The sequence below is a fragment of the Streptomyces sp. H39-C1 genome, assembly GCF_027158125.1.
Lineage (GTDB): Bacteria > Actinomycetota > Actinomycetes > Streptomycetales > Streptomycetaceae > Actinacidiphila > Actinacidiphila fildesensis.
Genome location: NZ_JAPVLS010000048.1, coordinates 1 through 23589 on the forward strand (window position 1 = coordinate 1; position 23589 = coordinate 23589).

Annotated in this window: 18 protein-coding genes and 1 rRNA gene; 6 read left to right on the forward strand and 13 right to left on the reverse strand. The window is 71.7% G+C overall.

Features of this window, described 5'->3' with window-relative positions; genetic code table 11:
- Nucleotides 1-60: ribosomal RNA gene (locus O3W51_RS28175) — 16S ribosomal RNA — on the reverse strand; the annotation flags it as partial.
- Between the two features lie 646 nt (nucleotides 61-706).
- Nucleotides 707-1714: a stage II sporulation protein M gene (locus tag O3W51_RS28180; protein ID WP_138357894.1), complete on the reverse strand. Its 1008-nt coding sequence runs from the start codon at nucleotides 1712-1714 to the stop codon at nucleotides 707-709.
- A gap of 109 nt (nucleotides 1715-1823) precedes the next feature.
- On the opposite strand from O3W51_RS28180, the gene O3W51_RS28185 reads away from it, so the two are divergent.
- Nucleotides 1824-2768 (forward strand): RDD family protein, encoded by a 945-nt coding sequence (locus O3W51_RS28185; RefSeq protein WP_138357892.1) that lies wholly within the window; start codon nucleotides 1824-1826, stop codon nucleotides 2766-2768.
- Between the two features lie 63 nt (nucleotides 2769-2831).
- Here the strand turns inward: O3W51_RS28185 and O3W51_RS28190 are convergent, their stop codons facing one another.
- Nucleotides 2832-3446, reverse strand: coding sequence for a hypothetical protein (locus tag O3W51_RS28190; RefSeq protein ID WP_138357890.1), 615 nt, complete (start codon nucleotides 3444-3446; stop codon nucleotides 2832-2834).
- A 193-nt stretch (nucleotides 3447-3639) separates the two neighbouring features.
- Nucleotides 3640-5091 carry an adenosylhomocysteinase gene (gene ahcY / locus O3W51_RS28195; protein ID WP_138357888.1) on the reverse strand — a complete coding sequence of 484 codons (1452 nt, stop codon included), beginning with the start codon at nucleotides 5089-5091 and terminating at the stop codon, nucleotides 3640-3642.
- Between the two features lie 415 nt (nucleotides 5092-5506).
- On the opposite strand from ahcY, the gene O3W51_RS28200 reads away from it, so the two are divergent.
- Nucleotides 5507-7579, forward strand: a complete 2073-nt coding sequence (locus tag O3W51_RS28200) for a fructose-specific PTS transporter subunit EIIC (protein ID WP_138357886.1) — start codon at nucleotides 5507-5509, stop codon at nucleotides 7577-7579.
- A gap of 79 nt (nucleotides 7580-7658) precedes the next feature.
- Here the strand turns inward: O3W51_RS28200 and O3W51_RS28205 are convergent, their stop codons facing one another.
- The 6 genes from O3W51_RS28205 to O3W51_RS28230 form a co-directional block, all read right to left on the reverse strand.
- On the reverse strand, nucleotides 7659-8630 hold the full coding sequence (locus O3W51_RS28205; protein WP_138357884.1) for a cation diffusion facilitator family transporter: 972 nt from the start codon (nucleotides 8628-8630) through the stop codon (nucleotides 7659-7661).
- Nucleotides 8631-8715: 85 nt separating this feature from the next.
- A complete protein-coding gene (gene manA, locus O3W51_RS28210; RefSeq protein ID WP_269287660.1) occupies nucleotides 8716-9996 on the reverse strand; it encodes a mannose-6-phosphate isomerase, class I in 1281 nt (426 codons plus the stop codon).
- Between the two features lie 4 nt (nucleotides 9997-10000).
- Nucleotides 10001-11137 carry an SIS domain-containing protein gene (locus O3W51_RS28215; protein ID WP_198358434.1) on the reverse strand — a complete coding sequence of 379 codons (1137 nt, stop codon included), beginning with the start codon at nucleotides 11135-11137 and terminating at the stop codon, nucleotides 10001-10003.
- A 104-nt stretch (nucleotides 11138-11241) separates the two neighbouring features.
- Nucleotides 11242-11421, reverse strand: a complete 180-nt coding sequence (locus O3W51_RS28220; protein ID WP_138357880.1) for a Trm112 family protein — start codon at nucleotides 11419-11421, stop codon at nucleotides 11242-11244.
- 121 nt (nucleotides 11422-11542) lie between these two features.
- Entirely contained in the window at nucleotides 11543-12901 is a 1359-nt protein-coding gene (locus O3W51_RS28225) for a phosphomannomutase/phosphoglucomutase (RefSeq protein WP_138357878.1), read from the reverse strand.
- Between the two features lie 82 nt (nucleotides 12902-12983).
- Entirely contained in the window at nucleotides 12984-13403 is a 420-nt protein-coding gene (locus O3W51_RS28230) for a DUF3499 domain-containing protein (RefSeq protein ID WP_138357876.1), read from the reverse strand.
- Nucleotides 13404-13718: 315 nt separating this feature from the next.
- Here O3W51_RS28230 and O3W51_RS28235 point away from each other — a divergent pair, with 315 nt between their 5' ends.
- A complete protein-coding gene (locus tag O3W51_RS28235; protein WP_138357874.1) occupies nucleotides 13719-14180 on the forward strand; it encodes a metallopeptidase family protein in 462 nt (153 codons plus the stop codon).
- A 68-nt stretch (nucleotides 14181-14248) separates the two neighbouring features.
- On the opposite strand, the gene O3W51_RS28240 is transcribed toward O3W51_RS28235, so the two are convergent.
- From O3W51_RS28240 to O3W51_RS28250, 3 genes are all read right to left on the reverse strand, one after another.
- Nucleotides 14249-15721 (reverse strand): DUF5719 family protein, encoded by a 1473-nt coding sequence (locus O3W51_RS28240; protein WP_138357872.1) that lies wholly within the window; start codon nucleotides 15719-15721, stop codon nucleotides 14249-14251.
- 128 nt (nucleotides 15722-15849) lie between these two features.
- The gene (locus O3W51_RS28245) at nucleotides 15850-19596 is read right to left on the reverse strand and encodes a glycosyltransferase family 2 protein (protein ID WP_138357870.1); all 3747 of its coding nucleotides are present in this window, start codon (nucleotides 19594-19596) and stop codon (nucleotides 15850-15852) included.
- Between the two features lie 233 nt (nucleotides 19597-19829).
- A complete protein-coding gene (locus O3W51_RS28250) occupies nucleotides 19830-20093 on the reverse strand; it encodes a WhiB family transcriptional regulator (protein ID WP_093737255.1) in 264 nt (87 codons plus the stop codon).
- 669 nt (nucleotides 20094-20762) lie between these two features.
- Here O3W51_RS28250 and O3W51_RS28255 point away from each other — a divergent pair.
- From O3W51_RS28255 to O3W51_RS28265, 3 genes are read left to right on the forward strand one after another with little or no spacing between them, the layout of a single operon-like run.
- Entirely contained in the window at nucleotides 20763-21284 is a 522-nt protein-coding gene (locus O3W51_RS28255) for a cysteine dioxygenase (protein ID WP_138357868.1), read from the forward strand.
- 26 nt (nucleotides 21285-21310) lie between these two features.
- Complete coding sequence (cofD, locus tag O3W51_RS28260; protein ID WP_138357867.1) at nucleotides 21311-22267, forward strand: 2-phospho-L-lactate transferase; 957 nt, start codon at nucleotides 21311-21313, stop codon at nucleotides 22265-22267.
- Nucleotides 22264-23565 carry a coenzyme F420-0:L-glutamate ligase gene (locus O3W51_RS28265; protein WP_269287663.1) on the forward strand — a complete coding sequence of 434 codons (1302 nt, stop codon included), beginning with the start codon at nucleotides 22264-22266 and terminating at the stop codon, nucleotides 23563-23565. The genes cofD and O3W51_RS28265 overlap by 4 nt, the downstream gene beginning before the upstream one ends.
- The last annotated feature ends 24 nt before the right edge of the window (nucleotides 23566-23589 follow it).

The following is a 23589-nucleotide window of genomic DNA, read 5'->3' on the forward strand; positions in this document are numbered from 1 at the left end:
TTGCATGTGTTAAGCACGCCGCCAGCGTTCGTCCTGAGCCAGGATCAAACTCTCCGTGAATGTCTCCACGCAAGAGCGGCACCACCGGCCGGAATAAGGCCCGTGGTGCACAGCGTCCTCGCTGTGTGATTGCCTCCCACCAGTTCCCGTCCCCAAGGACCGGAGGGCAGAAGGACTTTTTCAAAGGAACCACCAAACGAAACCCGAATGGGTTCCGCCCGGGGTGTTTTAAGTCTGGCGTTGACTTTTGGCACGCTGTTGAGTTCTCAAGGAACGGACGCTTCCTTTGGTGCCGTCACCGGCGCCCTCCGGGCTTCCCTTCGTGTTTCCGACTCTATCAGACGCTTTCACGCCCGATTCCCGGTCAGCGGGAGTACTGCAGATCCTGCATTGTGTTGCTTTAGCGTTTCTGCCTTTTGGCTTTCCCGCTGCACCCGACTTTAGCAGAAGCTTTCCATCGGATTTTCCGCTCTCGTTTCGAGGACACGCGGATCCATTCGGAGAATTCACTCGGATTGGATGTGCGATGTCTTCGTCGCGAGGAACGAAGAAGCAAGGAGACTCTATCGAGCCGCCTCGAACATGTCTAGTTCGTGACAACCGTTCGAATCTACCTACCCTGGTCACCCGTGTCAACGGGTTTCTGGGGCGAAGAGGAGACTAACAGGTCGGGGACGCCGAGTGCACATCCGGGTGACCGGGGTGCTCAGGCGGCCGTCGGGAGGGTGGCGCTGCGGTCCGCGGCCTCCACGTCGCCGGTCTCACCGCCGAGGGCCGCACGCCGGCCGACGCCGTAGATGTAGGCCAGGAACAGCAGTTCAGCGACGATGCCGATGGTGATGCGGGCCCAGGTCGGAAGGCCGGACGGGGTGACGAAGCCTTCGATGGCGCCGGAGACGAAAAGGACGACGGCCAGTCCGATGGCCATGCCGATGGCAGCACGCCCCTCTTCGGCCAGCGCCGTTCTGCGCGAGCGGGGACCCGGGTCGATCACCGTCCACCCCAGCCGCAGTCCGGTGCCGGCGGCGATGAACACGGCGGTGAGCTCCAGGAGGCCGTGCGGGAGGATCAGCCCCAGGAAGGTGTCGAGACGGCCCGCGGAACCCATGAGGCCGATCCCGATGCCGAGGTTGAGCACGTTCTGCCACAGCACCCAGAGGACCGGCAGCCCGAGGAACACCCCGAAGACCAGGCACATCGCCGCGGCCTGGGCGTTGTTCGTCCAGACCTGGGCGGCGAAGGACGCCGCGGGATGGCTGGAGTAGTACGTCTCGTACTGACCGCCGGGCCGGGTCATCGAGCGCAGGGCTTCCGGGGCGCCGATGGCCGACTGCACCTCCGGGTGGGAGGCGATCCACCAGCCGACGGCCGCCGCGACCGCTGTCGACAGCAGCGCCGTCGGCACCCACCAGTGCCGTGACCGGTAGACGGCTGCCGGGAAGGCGCTGGTGAAGAAGCGGGCGACATCGCGCCAGCTCGCCGTGCGGGCGCCCGCGACCGCGCTGCGCGCACGGGCCACCAGGGTGGTCAGCCGGCCGATCAGCGCCGGGTCCGGGGCGCTGGACTGGACGAGGGACAGATGGGTCGCCGTGCGCTGGTAGAGGCCGACCAGTTCGTCGGCCTCGTCGCCGGTGAGCCGGCGACCGCGTCCCAACAGCTCTTCGAGCCGGTCCCACTCATGCCGGTGGGCGGCGGCGAAGACATCGAGGTCCATGGGCTGCTGCTCCTGGCGGAAGAGGGCCGGACAGTGGGAAGCCCAAGCTTGGCAGACCGGGCAGACTGTTCGGGCAAGGGTTCGGACGGGGTGGAGGAGGGGTTCGCGCGTGAGTGGACTGGTGACGGGCGAGGCGGTGGCGCTGGGGATGGACCCGGCCAAGCTGCCGAGCCGGGCGCTCGCGACGACGATCGACCTCGTCGTCTACTGGACGGGCTTCGTCGGGCTCATGTTCCTGCTCGCCGCCGCGACCTCGTCGCTCGACGACGCGGCGGTGGCCGCGGTGTCGATCGGCGCGATGCTGCTCATCCTGGTCGGCATACCGATAGCCGTCGAGACCCTCACCCGTGGGCGGTCGCTGGGCAAGCTGGCCTGCGGGCTGCGGGTGGTGCGGGACGACGGCGGTCCGATCCGCTTCCGGCACGCGCTGGTGCGCGGGGCCGTGGGTGTCGTCGAGATCCAGCTGTCGCTGGGCGTCATCGCGTGCATCGCGTCCCTGGTGTCGGTGCGCGGGCGGCGGCTGGGGGACGTCTTCGGCGGGACCCTGGTCGTCCGCGAGCGCGTCCCGGTGCAGCACTCGCAGCTGATGCCGCCCGCACCGCCGTGGCTCGCGGCGCAGCTCGCCGGGGTGGACCTCTCGGGTGTGCCGGAGGGGCTGTGGCTGGCTGTACGGCAGTACCTCTCACGGATGTGGCAGCTTGATCCGCAGGTCGGCTGGTCGATGGCGGAGCGGCTGGCGACGGATGTCGCCGCGTGCACGGGCGCGCGGATGCCCCAGGGGACTCCGCCGGCGGCGTTCCTGGCCGCGGTGGTGGCGGAACGGCAGTCGCGGGACGCCCGGCGGATGTTCGGCGCGGGCGGGCCTCCGGCCGGTCCCTTCGGGGGCGCACAGCCACCCGTCATGCCGTCGCCCGTCATGCCGTCACCGGTCATGCCACCGGTTCAGCCGGTCCAGGCTTTTCGGCCGGTCCAACCCGTCCAGCCCGCGCCGGCGATGCTGTCGAAGCCCGCCGCACCGGAGCCGCCGCGTACCGGGTTCGCTCCCCCGGCGTAGGCCGGACCTGGGCAGGACCGGGCAGGACCGGGCCGCGCGCACCCCTGGGGATGGGCGGCGGTGTCAGGCGAACGCCGACGGTGGTGATTCGAGCTCTTCGAGTTCGATCCCCGGGGCGGAGAGGACGACGTCGCCCGCGATGTGGATCTGCCGCTGCTCGCCGGTGTCGAGCTCGGTCACCTGGTACTCGTCCACAGGCAGCGGGCCGCTGTCGGTGTCGTGTGTTGTCCTGTCGATCAGGGCCCACGACTGGTCGAGGGTGCGGGGTGCGAGCACGGGGGGTGCGAAGGAGACGAGGCGTACGCGGGTGGCCGGGGTGCCCGGTTCGAGGCGCAGCAGTCGTGCGGTGGCGATCAGAAACGCGGGCGAGGCCCCGGTGAAGGCATGGGCGGGGACGTTGCCCTCCTGTGCCTGCTCGCCCGCGGGGTCGGTACGGACCCAGGTGACGCCGTCGATGGCCGCGCCGCGGACCTGCCAGCTGGACGCGTTCATTTCGAGGCGGATGGGGCGGCCGAGATCGTCGATGGTGAGGTCGACGGAGCCGGAGTGATCACCCGAGGGGGCGGTGAGCTGGGAGACGTAGCGCCAGCCGGAGGGGCCGGTGGCGCAGTGGAAGTGTTCGGCACCCAGGGGGGTGTGGTCATGCGTGTCGTGGAACGAGTATCGGCCTCGGGGCATGGTGGGGACCTTAAACGGCGTCGCCCCCGCCGCGGAAAACGGCGGGGGCGACGCTCGTGACGCTCAGTGGATCTACAGGTGTCGATCAACCACTGTGGATCAACCGCAGTGGATCCACAGCTGTGGATCAACCGCAGTGGACATGGATCGCCGCGATCAGCCGCGGTGATCCCGTACCGGGTGGATCAGTGGATCAGTAGCGGTAGTGGTCCGCCTTGTACGGGCCCTCGACCGGGACGCCGATGTAGGCGGCCTGCTCCGGGCGGAGCGTGGTCAGCCGGACGCCGAGGGCGTCCAGGTGCAGACGGGCGACCTTCTCGTCCAGGTGCTTGGGGAGCACGTAGACGCCGGTGGGGTACTCGCTCTGCTTGGTGAACAGCTCGATCTGGGCCAGGGTCTGGTCCGCGAAGGAGTTGGACATCACGAACGAGGGGTGACCGGTGGCGTTGCCGAGGTTCAGCAGACGGCCCTCGGACAGCACGATCAGGACCTTGCCGTCGGTGAACTTCCAGGTGTGGACCTGCGGCTTGACCTCATCCCGGACGATGCCCGGGATCTTGGCCAGGCCGGCCATGTCGATCTCGTTGTCGAAGTGGCCGATGTTGCCCACGATGGCCTGGTGCTTCATCTTGGCCATGTCGGCGGCCATGATGATGTCCTTGTTGCCGGTCGTGGTGATGAAGATGTCGGCGGTCTCGACGACGTCGTCGAGGGTGGCGACCTGGTAGCCGTCCATCGCCGCCTGCAGGGCGCAGATCGGGTCGATCTCGGTGATGACGACCCGGGCGCCCTGGCCGCGCAGCGACTCCGCACAGCCCTTGCCGACGTCGCCGTAGCCGAGGACGACGGCGACCTTGCCGCCGATGAGGACGTCGGTGGCGCGGTTGATGCCGTCGATCAGGGAGTGGCGGCAGCCGTACTTGTTGTCGAACTTCGACTTGGTGACCGCGTCATTGACGTTGATGGCCGGGAAGAGCAGCGAGCCTTCCTGCATCATCTCGTACAGGCGGTGAACACCGGTGGTGGTCTCCTCCGTGACGCCGCGGATCTCCGACGCCAGCTGGGTCCACTTCTGGGGGCTCTCGGAGAGGGTGCGGTTCAGCACGCGGAGGATGTAGCCGTACTCCTCGCTGTCCGCGGTGGACGGGTCCGGAGCCGCGCCGGCCTTCTCGAACTCGACACCCTTGTGCACCAGGAGCGTGGCGTCGCCGCCGTCGTCCAGGATCATGTTCGGGCCGCCGGTGGGGGTGTTCGGCCAGGTCAGCGCCTGCTCCGTGCACCACCAGTACTCCTCCAGGCTCTCGCCCTTCCAGGCGAAGACCGGCACACCCTGCGGGTTCTCGGGGGTGCCGTTCGGGCCGACCGCGATGGCGGCGGCCGCGTGGTCCTGGGTGGAGAAGATGTTGCACGACGCCCAGCGGACCTCGGCACCCAGCGCGACCAGCGTCTCGATGAGGACGGCGGTCTGGATCGTCATGTGCAGCGAGCCGGTGATGCGGGCGCCGGCCAGCGGCTGCGCCTCGGCGTACTCGGCACGGATCGACATCAGGCCGGGCATCTCGTGCTCGGCCAGCGTGATCTCCTTGCGGCCGTAAGCGGCCTGGGAGATGTCGGCGACCTTGAAGTCAGTTGCGGTGGTGGTCATACGGGCTGCTCCTCGCTGAATGCTTCGAGGTGGACGGGGAATTGACGCAGCCGCAGGCTGACGAGACAGCGCCCTCGAGCGGACACACCCGTCCCCTTGCAGCAGCGCATTCCGTCGGAGGCCCTCTCTCCCTCGGACGGCAACCACTTCCGCGGTGCCGCCCGACCGCCATCAGCAGCGACGTCTGGCTACAGACGAACCTACACCGGACGGCCCCGCGCTCCCCACCTCGTACCGGTTTCGGCCAGTGGGCCGGGGCAAGAAGAGCGCGGGAAGGACAGGCCGACCGGCGGGGACATAAGGGACCAATGTCACGTCCGCCCCGGTTCCGGAATGTTGCACGATTCGATCAGGGCAGCAACACTCTTGCGGACTCGCGCCCGTTTGCGCCCGAATGGCTCAAGGAGACGATCACGTGACCAGTCCGGCCGACCCCCGCGATGCAGCGGGGACCACGACACAGCGGCTGAAGCTGCTCGCGGTGACCGCATGCCCCACCGGCATCGCTCACACGTACATGGCCGCGGAGAAGCTGGCCCAGGCCGCCGAGGCGCTCGGCATCGACATGAAAGTGGAGACGCAAGGGTCCATCGGCGCTGAGAACGTCTTGTCTGACAACGATGTCATGGCTGCCGACGGGATCATCATCGCGGCCGACAAGGACGTCGATCTCAGCCGGTTCGCCGGCAAGAGGGTGCTCTCCGTCGGGGTCTCCGAGGGCATCAGCCACCCGGAGCGGCTGATCGAGCAGGTCCGCAGCGCCCCGGTGCACGGCGGGGGCGGCCGCGGCGGCGACTCGCTCGGCGGCGCCAGTGGTGGAAGCGGGGGCGGCGGCGGGGGCAAGCAGCGCAGCGTCGGCTACAAGGCGCTGATGAACGGCGTCTCGTACATGATCCCGTTCGTGGTGGTCGGCGGGCTGCTGATCGCCATCTCGCTGGCGCTGGGCGGGCACACCAACCCCGAGGGCGGCCTGGTCATCCCGGACGGCACCTTCTGGAAGCACGTCAACGACATCGGCGTCATCGGCTTCACGTTGATGGTCCCGATCCTGTCCGGGTACATCGCCTACGCGATCGGTGACCGGCCCGCGCTCGTCCCGGGCATGATCGGCGGCTGGATCGCCAACACCGGAGCGCTGTACGACTCCAAGGCCGGTGCGGGCTTCATCGGTGCCATCGTCACCGGCTTCCTGGCCGGCTACCTGGTGCTGTGGATCAAGAAGGTCCAGGTCCCGAAGTTCGTCCAGCCCATCATGCCGATCATCGTGATCCCCATCGTCGCGACGACCTCGCTCGGGCTGTTCTTCATCTACGTCATCGGGAAGCCGATCTCGTGGGTCTTCGAGCACCTCACCAACTTCCTGAGCGGAATGACCGGATCGAGCGCCATCCTGCTCGGCGCGATCCTCGGCCTGATGATCGCCTTCGACATGGGCGGTCCGGTCAACAAGACCGCGTTCCTCTTCGGCGCCGGCCTGATCGGTTCGGGCAATCTGACGGTCATGGGCATGTGCGCGGCCGCGATTCCCGTCATGCCGCTGGGCCAGGGTCTGGCGACCCTGCTGCGTCGCAAGCTCTACTCCGAGCAGGAGCGCGAGACCGGGATGGCGGCCCTGTTCATGGGCTGCTTCGGTATCTCGGAGGGCGCGATCCCGTTCGCCGCGGCACGGCCCGCGCAGGTCATCCCCGCGAACATGCTCGGTGGCGCGGTGGCCGGTGCCATCGCGGGCATGGCGTCGGTGAAGGACTCGGTGCCGCACGGCGGTCCCATCGTGGCGGTCCTCGGAGCGATCGGCGGGGTGCCGGTGTTCTTCCTGGCCATCGCGATCGGCACCGTGGTCACGGCGTTCACGACCAACGCGCTGATCGACATCAAGGAGCGGCGGGCCGGCGGCGCGGCGAAGTCCCTGCTGCCGCAGCAGGCGCTCGAACCGGCGCCGGCCGGCATCGGCGCCGTCGGTGCCCCGGCAGTCGGTGCCCCGACAGTCGTTGCCGCGGCACCCGAGCGCCAGGCACCCACCCCCGAGGTCACGGAAGTCCTCTCCGGCTATCTCACCGGGCAGACCGTCAAGGAGCAGCTCGACGCCTCCGACAAGGAGTCCGCGATCCGGGAGATGGCGGAGATGCTGGCGACCACCGGGAAGGTCGCGGATGTCGACGCCCTGGTGGCCGTGGCGCTGGCGCGGGAGGCGCAGGGTACGACCGGCCTCGGCGAGGAGATCGCCATCCCGCACGCCAAGACGGATGCGGTGACGTCCCCGCTGGTGGGCTTCGCGCGGTCGGCCGACGGCATCGACTGGGGTTCGCTGGACGGGACGAAGGCCAAGCTGGTCTTCATGATCTCCGTGCCGGAGGCGGCGGCCGGTGACGAGCATCTGCGGATCCTGGCGCAGCTGTCGCGCAAGCTGATGGACAGCGGCTTCCGGGACCGGCTGCAGAAGGCCCAGGACCGGGACGCCATTCTCCAGGTGCTGGCCGAGATCGAGTAGTCCTGACAGCGGCACCGTCAGCACATAGGAGGGGCCCCGCACCCGTCGGTGCGGGGCCCCTCCTCCGTTCTTCGCGCCCTCAGTGGGGGTGCGGGTCGCCGCCCGGTGTCTGGGTCGGGTCGGGACCGGCCGCCGCGGCGGCCTCGCTGTAGATGTCGGGTTCGAGGTAGATGACGCGGGCGATCGGCACGGCCTCGCGGATCCGGACCTCGGCGGCGTCGATCGCGCGGGCGACCTCGGCGGCGGTGTCGTCGTGCTGGACGGCGATCTTCGCGGCGACCAGCAGTTCCTCCGGGCCGAGGTGGAGGGTGCGCATGTGGATGACGCCGGTGACGGTGTTCCCGTCGACGATGGCCTCGCGGATCATGGCTACCGATTCGGCGCCCGCACCCTCGCCGAGGAGCAGCGACTTGGTCTCGGCGGCGAGTACGAGGGCGATCACGATGAGCAGGATGCCGATGCAGAGGGTGCCGATGCCGTCCCAGACGCCGTCACCGGTGGCCAGCGCGATGCCGACACCGCACAGGGCGAGGACGAGCCCGACGAGCGCGCCGAAGTCCTCCAGCAGGACGACGGGCAGTTCCGGGGCCTTGGCGCGGCGGATGAAGTCGGTCCAGGAGAGCGCGCCGCGGGTCTGGTTGGACTCGATGATCGCGGTGCGGAAGGAGAAGCTCTCCGCGATGATCGCGAAGACCAGGACGCCGATCGGCCAGTACCAGTGCTCGATCTCGTGCGGATGCTTGATCTTCTCGTAGCCCTCGTAGAGCGCGAACATGCCACCGACGCTGAACAGCACGATCGACACCAGGAAGGCGTAGATGTAGCGCTCGCGGCCGTAGCCGAACGGGTGCTCCTCGCTCGCCTCGCGCTTGGCCTTCTTGCCCCCGACGAGGAGCAGCGCCTGGTTGCCCGAGTCGGCGAGGGAGTGCACGCCTTCGGCGAGCATGGACGACGATCCGCTGAACGCGAATGCCACGAACTTCGCCACGGCGATGGCGAGGTTGGCGCTCAATGCGGCGACGATCGCCTTGGTTCCGCCTGACGCGCTCATAGATGTTGGTTCGTCCCTTCGGTCCTTCGGTCCGGCCCCCGGCCACTGGCCGGTCATTCTTGCAGGCTGCCCTGCGGACGGCGCGTCAGGCCACCACTGTGGCGCGGAAGACGGTCCCTCCGGTGGTGCTTCCGGTCGTGCTCCCGGCCGTGCTTCCGGCGCCGCTTCCGCCGGTGCCCCCGATGCCGCCGGCGATGCTGCCCGGGCACGTCAGTTCCACCCGTTCGCCCGCCGGGACGAAGGCGGACTCGCCGCGCTCCAGCGTCAGCTCGCCGTGCGGGGAGCGCAGCAGCGCCGCCCCGTCGGTGCAGAGCAGGATCTGCGGGGTGCGGGCGTCGGGGGTGCGGGCCTCGCCGCCGGGGGCTAGGACGTAGCGCGAGAGCCGGAACTCGTCGATGGGCGTCTCGTAGACCTCTTCGCCGTTCGAGGAGACCTCGGGGCGCAGGACGCCCGGGTCGGTGGCCTCGAAGCGGACGACGCGGAGCAGCTCCGGCACGTCCACGTGCTTGGGGGTCAGACCGCAGCGCAGCACGTTGTCGGAGTTGGCCATGATCTCGACACCGAGGCCGTCGAGGTAGGCGTGCGGGACGCCGGCGCCGAGGTAGAGGGCTTCGCCGGGCTGCAGCGTCACGTGGTTGAGGAGCATGGCCGCGATGACGCCCGGGTCGCCGGGGAAGCTGTGGGCCGTGGTGGCGTAGGCGGCGAAGTCGGCCGCGTGCGGGCCGTCCTGTTCGGCGAGCCGGGCTGCGGCCTGGGCGGCCTCGTCCACCGTTTCGGCCATCGCGTCGCGGTCGGCGGTCAGTACGGCGGCGAGGACCTCGCGCAGCGCGTCGGTCTCGGGCCGGGCGCGCAGGATGTCCGCGTACGGCTTGAGCGAGTCCACGCCGAGGGCTTCGAGGAGTTCGGCGGCCTCGGCGGGGTGCCGGAAACCGCACAGCCCGTCGAAGGGGGTGAGCGCGACGATGGCCTCGGGCTTGTGGTTCGCGTCCTTGTAGTTGCGGTGCGGGGCGTCGACGGGGATGCCGCGCGCCTCCTCGTCCGCGAAGCCCGCCCGCGCCTGGGCCAGGTCGGGATGGACCTGGAGCGACAGGGGTGCGCCGGCCGCGAGGATCTTGAACAGGAACGGCAGCCGGGGGCCGAAGCGCAACACGGCCGGCTCGCCGCGCTCGGCGCGCGGATCCGCGTCGAACGCCTCGTGCTGGGGGACCGGTCCCGCGCCCCGGTCGATCCGGGAAGGTGCTCCCGGATGCGCGCCCATCCACAGTTCGGCCTGCGGCTCGCCGGTGGGGGCGGTGCCGAGCAGTTCGGGGATGGCGGTGGTGGAGCCCCAGGCGTAGGGACGCACGGTGTTGGTCAGACGGTCCATGGCGTCATGATCTCTCGGCAGAGGCGACGGCGAGGTAAACCGAGGCGAAATCTGTCAGGGCGAGCAGCTCGGCGGTGGTCTCCAGGACCCCGCCGTCGCCCGCGGCGATCTCGCTCAGCGGGGTGTCGTGGGCGTAGGCCAGCTCACGGGCGGCGGGCGCGGACGCGGCCTGCTGTCCGGCGGCCTCCCGCAGCAGGACGACGCGCAGCCGCAGGGCCTGGTGGTCCTCGACGCGGTCGCGGAAGAAGTCGTCGGGGTCCGCCCCGGGCGAGAGGGTTCCGGCGAGCAGCGCGCCGTGGGCCGCGAGCGCCTCGGGCAGTTCGGCGGCGAGCGCCGGGCGGCCGGTCCTGGTGGCGAGGACGGCGGCGAACCGGCGGGCGGCCGGGGCGGCGTTCGGTCCGGTGCTCCACAGCAGCGGCAGGGCGTCGGCCAGTTCGGTGGCCAGCGTCTTGGCGGGGTTGGCGTACGTCGCGATGGCCGGTCCGCAGCGGGCAGCGACCTCGTCGAGCCGGTCGGCCACGGCCTGCACGGCGGTCGGCGGGGCGGTGAACAGCCCGATGCGGTCGGCGAGCGTGAGCAGCGGGGTGAGCAGCGCCCACAGCGCGCCGGGGTCCTCTGCGGGGACACCGGACGGTCCGGTGGGAAGCGGCGACGCGGGCCCGGCGAACGGGATCGTCATGCCGCGCGCCTGCTCCAGCGCCTCGGCGAGGGGCGACCTTGCGGGCGCCACGGCGGCGACGGTGCAGCCGCGCCGGTAGGCCTGCTCGACGAGGCCGACGAGGCCGGCCTCCCGGCCGCTCGCGGTGGTGAGCAGCACCAGGTCGAGCGGGCCGGTCCAGCCGGGGAGCGTCCACTGCGGTTCGTACGGGGTCGGTCCGGCCGACCGCAGCGGTATGACGGGGCAGCTGCCGGCACCGAGCGCGCCGAGCACATCGGCCACGGCCGCGGCTTCCGGGCCGGAGCCGGCGACCAGCACGGTGCGCGGCCGGCCGTCGGGGCGCAGGTCCTGGACGCCCGCCTCCTGCGTGAGCCGCGCGGCGGTCCGCACGCGGGCGCCGGCGGCCGCGGCGCCGAGCAGCAGCCCGCGGGTGTCGGCGCGGGCGAGGGCGTCGGGGTCGTCAAGCAGCGACTCGTCGAGCATCGGGACCTCCGGGTCCTGGTCCGTCACCCCGGGCACGTCCTGCCCGGGAGGTCACGGGTCCCCGTCCCGGGGGCCCGGTCAGGCCGTGTCGGCCGTCAGGCCCTTCAGGCGGGGCGGCGGGCCTCGTCGATGAGCAGGACGGGGATCTCGTCGCGTACCGGGTAGGCGAGGCCGCAGCTGTCGGAGGTGCACACGAGCTCGTTCGCTTCGATGTCCTCCCGGAGCGGGGCGTGGCACGCCGGGCAGGCGAGGATCTCCAGGAGGCTGGCTTCGACGAGCGACATGGTGGCGAGTCCTTCGGACGGCGTGGTTCGGACGGTGGTTTCGACAGCGGCGTTCCGGTGCCGCGGTGGCGGCGTACCGCGTGATCAGCCTAACGCCGGGGCGGTGCCGTGTGGGGCCGCGTCAGGCCCGGATGACGGCGAGGGCTTCGTCGCGGACGCGGTCGACGGTGGCCGCGTCGCGCGCCTCGACGTTGAGGCGGAGCAGCGGCTCGGTGTTGGAGGCGCGGACGTTGAACCACCAGTCGGCCGTGGTGACCGTGAGGCCGTCGAGTTCGTCGAGGGTGACGCCCGGCCGGCTCTCGTACGTGGCGCGGATCGCGGCCACCCGGCCGGCCTGGTCGGCGACGGTGCTGTTGATCTCGCCGGAGGCGGGGTAGCGGTCGTACTCGGCGACCAGCTCGGAGAGCGTCCCGTCCTGGGCGCCGAGCGCGGCCAGCACGTGCAGGGCGGCGAGCATGCCGGTGTCGGCGTTCCAGAACTCGCGGAAGTAGTAGTGCGCGGAGTGCTCGCCGCCGAAGATCGCACCGGTGCGGGCCATCTCCTGCTTGATGAAGGAGTGGCCGACGCGGGTGCGCACCGCCTTGCCGCCGTGCTCCGCGACGACCTCGGGCACGGACCAGGACGTGATCAGGTTGTGGATGATCGTGCCGCCGGGGTGCTTGGCCAGCTCACGGGCCGCGACCAGGGCGGTGATCGCCGAGGGCGACACCGGCTCGCCGCGCTCGTCGACCGCGAAGCAGCGGTCGGCGTCACCGTCGAAGGCGAGCCCCAGGTCGGCGCCGGTCTCCAGGACCTTCGCCTGCAGGTCGACCAGGTTCTTCGGGTCGAGCGGGTTCGCCTCGTGGTTGGGGAACGTGCCGTCGAGCTCGAAGTAGAGCGGCACGAGTTCCAGCGGCAGCCCGGCGAAGACGGTGGGAACGGTGTGGCCGCCCATCCCGTTGCCCGCGTCGACAACGACCTTCAGCCGGCGGATCGCACCGAGGTCGACCAGGCCCCGCAGATAGCCGGCGTAGTCGGCGAGCACGTCCCGCTGGGTGATCACTCCCGTGGTGGCGGCGGGCTCCGGCGCTCCCTGCTCGCTCCACCGCTCGGCCAGCACGCGGATGTCGGCCAGGCCGGTGTTCTGGCCCACGGGGGCCGCGCCCTTGTGGCACATCTTGATGCCGTTGTACTGCGCGGGGTTGTGGCTGGCGGTGAACATCGCGCCGGGCAGGTCCAGTTGGCCGCTGGCGAAGTACAGCTCGTCCGTCGAGCACAGGCCGATCTCGGTGACGGACGCGCCACGGGCGGCGGCGCCGCGCGCGAAGGCGCGGGACAGTCCGGGCGAGGAGGGGCGCATGTCATGGCCGACGACGATCGCGTCGGCCGCGGTGACGGTGACGAAGGCGGCGCCGAAGAGCTCGGCGAGCGGTTCGTCCCACTGGTCCGGGACCACGCCGCGAATGTCGTAGGCCTTGATGATCTGCGACAAGTCGGACACAGCACACCCCTGTTGAACAGCGCCGGACGGCGACGCGCGGAAAACTCCCGCTCAACCTACCCCGGCGGGGTGATCGGTCCGGTCAGGGCTCCGGGGAGCGCAGCACCCTCAGATGACCCCTGCGGGCGACCTCCCTGGGGTCCGCCTCCCGGCCCCGGGAGCCGTTCGCGGGGCGCTCCGGCGGGCGGGCCGCCTCGCGCACCGCGTTGGCGAGCGCTTCGAGATCGTCACCGCTGGGGAGGACGGGACCGCTGTCCACGGCGAGCCGGACGACCTCCCAGCCGCGCGGGGCGGTGAGGCGCTCGGAGTGCTCGTGGCAGAGGTCGTAGCAGTGCGGCTCGGCGTAGGTCGCGAGCGGGCCGAGTACGGCGGTCGAGTCCGCATAGACGTACGTCAGCGTCGCGACGGCGGGTCGGCCGCAAGCGGTCCGCGAACAGCGACGTACAGGGCTCACGACGTTGGACGCTACCGCACTCTTGAGCGGGCCGCGACGACTCTCCATGACCTCACCCTGTCGTGTCGTCCCGGTTCGCCGGGAACGCCTGATAACCGTGATCACGGGCTGACCTGCGGGGAGAGGCCTGCGGGAAGGTTTCCTCCCGGCGATCCGGCCCTGGCCCGGCCCTCGCTCGGCCCAGGCGCGGCCCGGATGCAGCTCCGCCTCCACTCCCCGCCCGGCCCCGGCTCGGCACCGCCTCGCCACGGTGGACACTCCCGGACCGCGTGTCATGCGGCGCCCCGTGAGAGCCGCGGCGGATGGCGCGCCACCTGGCGTCCGCGGTGTACCGGGGCCCCGGGAGGACTAGGCTCAAAGGCGATGGACAGCCCCGTACCTCCCTCTCCAGACCCCCGTCCGCGTCGTCGCGACCGCCATGGCCGCGGCATGCGCGGACCCATCGCGCCCCCGCAGGTGCCGCTCGCGCTCACGCGCGCCGACGCCTTCGACGATCTCGTACGGGACGCCGCCGACCGGCTGGAGAGGCGCTGGCCGCAGCTGGCCGACGTCGAGTTCGCCGTGCAGGAGGTGCCGCTCGTCTCCGACGAGGGGAAGCCGGCGACGCCGGACGACTCCGCCGACGGCAGTGTGCCGCTCGGCCGGCTGATCAGCGGCCGCAAGGACGCACCGAACCGCATCGTGGTCTACCGCCGCCCGGTGGAGATCCGGGCCAAGAGCCACGACGAGCGGGCGATGCTCGTGCACGAGGTCGTCGTCGAGCAGGTGGCCGAGCTGCTGGGACTCTCCCCGGAGAACGTGGACCCCAAGTACGGGCAGGAATAGGCCCGGCCGGGCACGTGCCCGGCCGGACAGCCCCTGAGCGTCAGCGTTCGACGAGCATCCGGGGATCGTCAGTCGTCGAGGATCGTCAGGTCCGGCTGGACCTTCGGGACCACGACCGTGCCCCGGTCGTCCGGCATCGGCTGGATGGTGAACATCGGGATGCCGTTGAGCGGCAGCGACAGCATGCGCGAGGCGTAGACCGGTCCGCCGGAGACCGGCTCGACGGTCACCGCGAAGGCGCCCTTGCCCGACGAGGGCGCGGGCGGCTCGATCGCCAGGGTGGTGCCGGCCTTGATGGTGACGTTCTTGCTGACCGGTGCTCCGCCGTCGGTGGCCGCCGAGGTGGTGACCTTCACGACGGCCTCCTTGTCCGGTGCGACCAGGGACAGCGTCGACGCCTTGATCCGGTTGTCGGCGACGGTGGCCCGTTCGTCGATCTTCGGGGTGGCCGGCAGGAAGGCCGTCTCCTGCTTGGCACCGGTGCCGCGGGTGACGCGCAGGGCGGCGACGATCGGCGCGGCCGCGTGCGCGTCGCTCGCGGTCAGCAGCAGGGATCCGGCCTCGCCCTTGGTGACGTCCCCGAGCTCGATCGTGGTCGTCATACCGCTCTTGACGTGCAGCGTCTCGTGTCCGGCCGGGGTGATCGAGCCGGTCGGGGCGGCGAGCCGCACTTTCAGGTCCGCGTCGTCCTGGCCGGTGGCGTACGCGACGAGCTGTACGGACGTGGCGTCGGCGGGGATGCCGGGGAAGACCAGGCTCGGGGCCGGATCCGCGGCGGCGGGCAGCCAGTCCGCGCCGGCCTTGCCGTCCACGGCCTGGACGGCCGCGCCGACCCGGCCGCTGCGGACGGTGACATGCACGGTCAGGTCCGGGACCTTCTCCGTGATGAGGGTGGAGAGCAGGATCGACGTGCTGCCCTGCGACGGGACGGAGACCCCGTCGCCGGTCGTGGCCTTCAGCGCGCCGTCCTTGCCGAACAGTTCGACGTCGACGACGGCGTCCAGGGCGTCGGGGTTCACCAGGTGCAGGAAGTCCTGGCGGTCGGCGGCGGTGCTCGCCGCCGGGAACCAGAACTCGCTGTCCGGGGCCACGCAGGACGTGCCGAGCACGGCACGGCCGGGACCCGCGCCGACCACGGTGGTCTGCTGAACGCTCCAGCCGGGCGCCAGACCGCCTTCGGCGGTGCCGATCAGCGCCGGGCTGTCGGCCTTCTCCACCTTGGCCGTGACGGGCACACCCGGCTCCGTGAGCGGAGCGAGCGGCTTGGCCTTGGCGCTCGCGTCTCCGGTGGCGGGCAGCAGCCGGGCGGTGCCCTGCTTGCCCGTCTGGGCGCCCTTGGGCGTGAACGAGGTGTACGTGGTGGACGCCAGCTCGGAGGCCGACGGCGCCGGGCAGACCAGCGCCGACCGCTGCACGGGCTGCCGGGCGGCGGAGCCCACGGGCGCGGCGGCCGGGTCGCCGGCTCCGGTGAGCACGGCCGCGCCGGTGAGGGCGGCGAGTGCTGCGGTCGCTCCCGCCAGGGAGATGATGCTGCGGTTCACTGACTTTCACCTCGCGGTGTTGCCCGGGGCCGGCCGGTCGGCCTGGTCACGGCCGGCGTGACGTGCGTGACGTACCTGGTGTGGGGGACCCGGCGGACGGGTGCTTCGGTGCCGCCGGGTCACGGTGCTCAGGGCTGCCGGCTGCCCCCGTCGCGGTGCTGGTCGCCGTCGGTGTAGTACCCGTTGCCGTCGTCGTCCTGCCGGTACGGGTCGTAGGCCGGCGGCGGCTGCTGGCCGTAGGTGTACGGATCGGCGTAGCCGCCGTTGTTCTGGTCGTAGCCGCCGTTCTGGTTCTGCTGCTGGCCGTAGCCGTTGTTCTGCTGGTCGTAGCCGCTGTTCTGGTCGTAGCCGCCGGGGTCCGCGGGGGCGGCGTACTGGTAGCCGTCCCACTGCCGGCCGTACGGATCCTGTTGCGGGACGGCGGCGTACGGGTCGCCGCCCGGGTCGACCGGTTCGGGCGCCGCGTACGGGTCGTACTGGTCCGGGATCGCCGCGGCCGGGGATTCGGCCGGGGCCGTCCCGTCCGGGTCGCTCCCGTCGTCGGGGCCCGCCACGGCGGCGGCCTCGGCGTCCGCGGCGGCCTGAAGGCGGCGGGCGCGCCGGCCCTCGCCGGACGCCTGCGCCGGGATCCCGGAGGCGGACATGTCCGCGGCGACCGCTTCCTGCTCCGGCAGGTCGTCGTCGATCTGCCGGCGGCGGCCGGGCAGCGCCAGGACGACCACCACGAGCAGGAGGAAGCCCTGCGCCCACAGCCAGCCGGTGTGGGTGACCGGGTCCTGGTACGTGACGTCGAGCCGGCCGCCGTCCGTGGGCAGTTCGAAGCCCTGCGCCCACTCGTCGACCTTGGTGGCCTTGAGCGGCCGGCCGTCGAGGGTCGCCTGCCAGCCGGCGGAGGCCGCGTCGGCGAGGCGCAGGACGCGTCCCGCGCCGCCGGCCGGGATCTTGGCGTGCGCCTCGACCCGCCAGGCCGGGACGGGCACCGGCGGTGCGTCCTTGCTGACGATGGCCATCCGGGACACGGCGGTGTCGACGCGCCACAGGGCGCTGCCGTCGGCCTGGCTGACGCGCGTCAGGCCCGGGGTGCTGTCGAGCACTCGGCCCATCTCGCGCGGGGCGCCGGGCTGTACGAGGACGTAGCGGACGGCGTAGCCGGTGAGGCGGGTCGCCTGGTCGGCGCCGGAGCCTGCCACGAGGTTGGCGACAGTGTCGTCCAGGCGGCTGTCGTGGCCCGCCTCGGCGGCGAGCTCCGCGTCGCCCAGCCGCGCGCCGGCGCCACGGACCAGGACGTACGAGACGCCCGTCGGCTTGCCGTCGAGCACCAGGGTGCGGGCCTGGTCGCTGCTGCTGCTCTCCTCCGCGACGAACGCGGGGACCTGCACCGGGTCATGGCGCTTGAGCGGTCCGTTGGCGCCGTCCGAGACCCAGGTGAAGGCGGCCAGCAGCGGAGCCGCGGCGGCGGCCAGGGCGATCAGCGCTGCGACGGGCTGCCGCCAGCCGAAGCCCTTGGCGGCGATGCGGTCCTTGGCGCCCTCGGCGCCGATCGCGGCGGCCGACAGCAGCGCGAGGCCGTAGACGAGGGTGGCGGGGCCGGCCCACGCCTCGCCGTTCTCCAGGATGGCGAAGAGCAGTCCGGTCAGCGCGACCGCCCAGGCGGTGAGGACCGCCAGCCGGCGTTCGGAGCGCATCAGGGCGGCGAGCGCGGCCAGGACGAGGCCGATGAGCAGCAGTCCGCCGGAGCCGTTCGGCCCGCCGGGGCTGATCATCAGCAGGTCGACGGCGGAGGCGGCCTTGATGCCGTAGGGCAGGCCGGCCTCATGCAGGAAGCGTCCGGGGTGCGTGAGCAGCGACAGCGACCAGGGCGCGAGGAGGACGACCGGGGTGACGATCAGCGCCGCGAAGCGCAGCAGGTGCGGAACGAGCAGCCGCTGTTGGCCGCTCACCACGCGCAGCGCGAGCACTCCCGCGCACAGCACCAGGGCGACCGGCCAGACGAGCGGGGTGAACGCGGTCGTGAAGGTGAGCATCAGGGCGAGTGCCCAGGTGGCGCGCCAGCTGGGCCGGGCGCCGCGCTCGATGGCGCCGTGGGTCAGCTGCAGTCCGGCGGTGGCGATCGCGGTGCGGGCCATCAGCGGCAGCAGGATCGCGAGGACCGCGGTGCCGATCCGGCCGCCGGCCAGCGCTCCGGTGGCGGCGGGCAGGAACGCGTAGGCGACGCTGGCCCAGGCGCGCAGCAGGCGGGACTCGACCAGCGGCCGGGACGCGAAGTACGCGGTGACGCCGGCCAGCGGGACGGAGGCGACCAGCAGCACCGTCAGGGTGAGCCCGGTGCTGCCGAACAGGATGGTCGAGAAGAGGGCCAGGACCGCGAGGTAGGGCGGGGCGGGCTGGGTGCCGCCGGTGCCCAGGGCGTGCCAGGCACCGCTGTACGAGGCCCAGAGGTCGGAGGCGCCGGGGGCGGCGGGCAGCAGTGCGCCGCCGAGCAGCGAGCCGGAGCCGAGCAGCGAGCGGCAGGCGGCCAGCGAGACGAGCAGCAGTACGGCGAAGAGCATCGGTCCCGGTTTGCGGGCGATGCGCTTGAGCCGGGCGAACTGCTCGACCTCGATGTACTCGCCGTCCTCGTCGCCGGGCCCGGACTCGATGCCGCCGCCGTGCCGGCCGGCGGCCGCGGCCGCGGCCTCGGTGCGTCCGGAGAAGTTGCTGACGACCTGGTCGACGGTGGCCCGCACGGTCGCGCCCGGCGGTGGGAAGAGCGGCCGCAGTTCGGACGGCGGGACGGCGCCCTGGCCGCGGCGGCGGCGCGCGCCGAGCACCCGGCCGGGGCGCACCAGTACGCGCAGCAGCCCGACGATCTCGTCGACGGCCTGTACCGGCACCTTGCCGACGAGGTAGGCGAGCGTGCGCAGCAGGGTGCCGAGGACGATCCGCAGCATCACGTAGGGCAGCAGCGGACCGCGGGTGTTGGCCAGCAGCGTGTAGACGGCGCCGGCCTTGTCGACACGGTGCGGGTTGACGGCGGAGCGGCCGGCGCAGTCCACCGGGCGGCGTTCGCGGGAGGCTGCCTCGGCATGCCGCATCACGGCGTCCGGGGCGACCAGGACGGTGTGGCCGGCGGCCTGGGCGCGCCAGCAGAAGTCGACGTCGTCACGCATGAGCGGCACATGGCGGTCGAAGCCGCCGAGCTCGTCCCACACGTCCCGGCGGACCAGCATGCCGGCGCTGGACACGGACAGGACCTGACGGATCTGGTCGTGCTGTCCCTGGTCCTGCTCGCGGCGTTCCAGCCCGGTCCAGCGGCGGCCGCTGCGGGCGATGCTGACCCCGACCTCCAGCAGCTGCCGGGCGTCGTACCAGCTGAGCAGCTTGGGGCCGATGACCGCCGCGGAGGGCGAGGAGTCGGCGGTGCGCAGCAGGGCGGCCAGCGCGCCGGGTTCCGGCTCGCAGTCGTCGTGCAGCAGCCAGAGCCATTCGACCGGCTCGCCGTGCGGGTGGTCGGGCTCGTCGTACGCGTCGTCGTTCCAGCTGCGGCTGACGGGGTCCCATCCGCTGGCGCGCTGGAGATAGGGCAGCTGCTCGGCGGTGAGCCGGCCGGCGGCGCGGGCCGCCTCGTCCACGGCCGCGCCGAAGCTGGTGCGGCGGGCGAGGTGGAGCACCCGCTGGGCACCGAGGGAGCCGGCGAGGAGCTGGGCGGATTCGTCGGCGCTGCCGGTGTCGGCCGCGATGACGTCCTGGACCGGACGGTCCTGGGCAAGGAGGCCCGAGAGCGCGTTGGGCAGCCACCGGGCACCGTCGTGCGCGACGAGCACGGCGGTGACGACATGGCGCGGCAACTCTGGGGCGGCCGGGAAAAAGGCCGACGCTTGGCTGTTCACGGACATCCGGTTCGGGCCCCGGTTCGCTGGACTGCGGTGGACGCTGTGACCACTGGGGTCGACGGCGCGCCTCGGACGGGCCCCCACACTAACGGCTCACGCCCCCGGCCCTTCCCGGCGCCTGTGGATAACTGCCGGTACACCGCTGCGGGACACCGCAACCGGACACAACAACGGCCCGCCTCCCGGCGGATGAGACCGGGAGGCGGGCCGTGCGAACCCTGTGCGGTGGGCGGGTCTCAGACCACGCCCTTCTTGAGACGTCGTCGTTCGCGTTCCGACAGTCCGCCCCAGATTCCGAAGCGTTCGTCGTTGGCGAGTGCGTAGTCGAGGCAGTCGGAGCGGACTTCGCAGGCGAGACAGACCTTTTTCGCCTCGCGAGTGGATCCGCCCTTTTCGGGGAAGAACGATTCGGGATCGGTCTGCGCACACAGCGCGCGCTCCTGCCACCCGAGTTCCTCGTCAGCCTCCTCGGCCAGCAGAAGCTGGAACTGCTCGGTCATGCGCGCCCCTCGTCTGTCTTTGCTTCCCCGTGATGTTGCCGTTACCAGTAGCGGCTGAACGACACGAGTGAAATTACAAGTGTGCCGATACGGGCCAGTCAAGCCGAGATCTGCTATTGGGTCCGTTATTCACTCCGCTGAACCAAGGGTTGGCAGAAAGTGTGGAAATCATCCCAAACGCCAGCATCTGTCAACCCTGCTCCAGTTGATCCACCGTGATCCACTGGCCGCACCTCGTCAGACGTCGCAGCGCCTGGCCACGTTCCGCCTCGCGGAATGAAGCGTTGTGGATCACAATCCGGCCACGGGGTCGCGGCGGCGCCGAGAAGGACGACGCTCCCATGTGCGGTTGCTGCGCCACCTATCCGCACATCTCTCCGCACAAACCTTTCACCACCCCGCTCGACCGGTTCAGGTGAAAGATTTCCGACATAACGGACAAGAGGTTGACAAGCCGTCCCAGAGACCGGTCTCCTATACCCATGCCAGCAGTGACCCATGCGCCCTTCCGGACTCGCCGTCGCGAGTCCCACCGCGCTGTGCCGGTCCGCTGTCGCCGTTCCTGTTGTTGCCGCTGAGTCCTGATTCCTGGACCACTGAGCGCTCGCTTCTGATCGCTCGGTGTCGCGTCCGCCGCCCTCCGCAGCTTCCGGCAAGGAACCTCCGCACATGTACAGCGATGTCTCGATCGCCGGCGACCCGCTCGCCCTCCCCCACCTGCTTCCCCCGGTGCCCCAGCACCCCAGCACCGTCGCCGAGTTCGCCGGCCTGGCCCGTTCCATCGCGGCCGACCGCGCCCGGTGGGCGCCGCTGGTCCGCTACGACGCCACCACGCGCTGGTACGCCCGGCTGCAGACCGGCCCCGGCTACGAGGTGTGGCTGCTCAGCTGGGTACCCGGGCAGAGCAGCGGGCTGCACGACCACGGCCGCTCCTCCGGTGTGCTCACCGTCCTGCAGGGCGAGCTGACCGAGCGCGCGCTGTCCGCCGGCTCGGGCGAGGTCCGGCGCACCCTGGTGCCGGGCGGCCAGCGCACCTTCGCGCCCGGCTACCTCCACGAGGTCGTCAACGACTCCCTGGAACCGGCCGTCAGCCTGCACGTCTACTTCCCCGGCCTCACCGAGATGACCCCCTACGCCGCCTGCACCGCGCCCTCCGCGCAGGAGCCGGCGCAGGAGTCCGTGCGGGGCTGACGGACCGGGCTGACAGACTGTCCCCCATGCGAATCGTGGTATTGGCCGGCGGCATCGGGGGGGCCCGTTTCCTGCGCGGCCTCAAAGCAGCGGCACCGGATGCGGAGATCACCGTCATCGGCAACACCGGTGACGACATCCACCTGTTCGGACTCAAGGTCTGTCCCGACCTCGACACCGTGATGTACACCCTCGGCGGCGGCATCCACGAGGAACAGGGCTGGGGCCGGTCCGACGAGACCTTCACCGTCAAGGCCGAACTCGCGGCGTACGGCGTGGGACCGGAGTGGTTCGGGCTCGGCGACCGCGACTTCGCGACCCACATCGTGCGGACCCAGATGATCGGAGCGGGATACCCGCTCAGCGCCGTCACCGAGGCGCTGTGCGAGCGCTGGCAGCCGGGCGTCCGGCTCATCCCGATGTCGGACGACCGCGTCGAGACCCATGTCCTCGTGGATGTCGACGGCGAGCGCAAGGCCGTGCACTTCCAGGAGTACTGGGTGCGGCTGCACGCCTCCGTCGAGGCGCACGCCGTGGTGCCGGTCGGCGCGGAACAGGCGAAGCCGGCCCCCGGTGTCCTGGAGGCCATCGCGGAAGCGGACGTGATCGTCTTCCCACCGTCCAACCCCGTCGTCAGCGTCGGCACCATCCTGGCCGTGCCGGGCATCCGCGAGGCCATCGCCGAGGCGGGCGTCCCGGTCGTCGGGCTGTCGCCCATCGTCGGTGACGCCCCGGTGCGCGGTATGGCGGACAAGGTCCTGGAGGCCGTCGGGGTCGAGACGACCGCCGCCGCGGTCGCCGCCCACTACGGGTCCGGGCTGCTCGACGGCTGGCTCGTCGACACCGTGGACGCGGCGGCGGTCGAGGGGATCGAGTCGGCGGGCATCCGCTGCCGGGCCGTGCCGCTGATGATGACCGACCTCGAGGCCACCACCGCCATGGCGCGCGAAGCGCTGGCGCTGGCGGAGGAGGTCCGCACGTGACGGCTCAGTCCTTCCAGGTGCTGGCCGTCTCCGGGATTCCCGAGGTGCAGCCCGGCGACGACCTCGCCAAGCTGATAGCCGCCGCGGATCCGGCGCTCGCCGACGGCGACGTACTGCTGGTGACGTCGAAGATCGTCAGCAAGGCCGAGGGCCGGATCATCCGCGCCGACGACCGCGAGGCCGCGATCGACGCCGAGATGGTGCGGCTGGTCGCGCGGCGCGGGCCCACCCGGATCGTCGAGACCCGGCACGGCTTCGTCATGGCCGCGGCCGGCGTCGACGCCTCCAACACCGCGCCCGGGACCGTACTGCTGCTCCCCGAGGACCCGGACGCGTCCGCCCGCGGGATCCGGGAGGGGCTGCGCGCGGCGCTCGGCGTCGAGGTCGCGGTCGTGGTCACCGACACCTTCGGACGGCCGTGGCGCGAGGGGCTCACCGACGTCGCCATCGGCGCCGCCGGGCTGCGCGTCCTGGAGGACCTGCGCGGCGGCACCGACTCGCACGGCAACGCGCTGAGCATGACGGTGACCGCCACCGGGGACGAACTCGCCGCCGCCGGGGACCTCGTCAAGGGCAAGGCGGCCGGACTGCCGGTCGCTGTCGTCCGCGGCCTCGGCCACCTGGTGACGGCGGACGACGGCCCGGGCGCCCGCGCCCTCGTACGGGACGCCGGCGCGGACATGTTCCGGCTCGGCACGTCGGAGGCCATCCGCGAGGCCGTCGCGGCCCGCCGCACGGTCCGGGACTTCACCGCGGAGCCGGTGGACGGCTCCGCGGTCCGCCGCGCCGTCGCCCTGGCCGTCACCGCACCCGCCCCGCACCACACGACGCCCTGGCGGTTCGTCCTCCTGGAGTCCGAGGAGTCCAGGACACGACTGCTCGACGCCATGCGGGACGCCTGGGAGGCGGACCTCCGGGCCGACGGCTTCCCCGAGGAGAACATCACCCGCCGGCTGCGACGCGGTGACGTACTGCGGCGCGCGCCCTATCTGATCGTGCCGTGCCTCGTCGCCGACGGCGCCCACGCGTACCCGGACGCGCGGCGGGCGGGCGCGGAACGCGAGATGTTCGTCGTCGCGGTCGGCGCCGCCGTCCAGAACCTGCTGGTCGCCCTGGCGGGCGAGCAGCTCGGCTCCGCGTGGGTCTCCTCGACGATGTTCTGCCGCGATGTCGTCCGGGACGTCCTCGGACTGCCGGCCGACTGGGACCCGATGGGCGCGGTAGCCATCGGCCACGCGTCGGCTGCGCCGAAGGCGCGGCCGGAGCGGACCGCGGAGGCGTTCATCTCGGTCCGCTGACCACACGGTGGCCGGACCCCAGCA

Coding starts and splice junctions, on each gene's coding strand:
- O3W51_RS28180 (WP_138357894.1), bottom strand. CDS start 1,714: ATGGACCTCGATGTCTTCGCCGCCGCCCACCGGCATGAGTGGGACCGG.
- O3W51_RS28190 (WP_138357890.1), bottom strand. CDS start 3,446: ATGCCCCGAGGCCGATACTCGTTCCACGACACGCATGACCACACCCCC.
- ahcY (WP_138357888.1), bottom strand. CDS start 5,091: ATGACCACCACCGCAACTGACTTCAAGGTCGCCGACATCTCCCAGGCC.
- O3W51_RS28205 (WP_138357884.1), bottom strand. CDS start 8,630: ATGAGCGCGTCAGGCGGAACCAAGGCGATCGTCGCCGCATTGAGCGCC.
- manA (WP_269287660.1), bottom strand. CDS start 9,996: ATGGACCGTCTGACCAACACCGTGCGTCCCTACGCCTGGGGCTCCACC.
- O3W51_RS28215 (WP_198358434.1), bottom strand. CDS start 11,137: ATGCTCGACGAGTCGCTGCTTGACGACCCCGACGCCCTCGCCCGCGCC.
- O3W51_RS28220 (WP_138357880.1), bottom strand. CDS start 11,421: ATGTCGCTCGTCGAAGCCAGCCTCCTGGAGATCCTCGCCTGCCCGGCG.
- O3W51_RS28230 (WP_138357876.1), bottom strand. CDS start 13,403: ATGGAGAGTCGTCGCGGCCCGCTCAAGAGTGCGGTAGCGTCCAACGTC.
- O3W51_RS28235 (WP_138357874.1), top strand. CDS start 13,719: ATGGACAGCCCCGTACCTCCCTCTCCAGACCCCCGTCCGCGTCGTCGC.
- O3W51_RS28245 (WP_138357870.1), bottom strand. CDS start 19,596: ATGTCCGTGAACAGCCAAGCGTCGGCCTTTTTCCCGGCCGCCCCAGAG.
- O3W51_RS28250 (WP_093737255.1), bottom strand. CDS start 20,093: ATGACCGAGCAGTTCCAGCTTCTGCTGGCCGAGGAGGCTGACGAGGAA.
- O3W51_RS28255 (WP_138357868.1), top strand. CDS start 20,763: ATGTACAGCGATGTCTCGATCGCCGGCGACCCGCTCGCCCTCCCCCAC.
- cofD (WP_138357867.1), top strand. CDS start 21,311: ATGCGAATCGTGGTATTGGCCGGCGGCATCGGGGGGGCCCGTTTCCTG.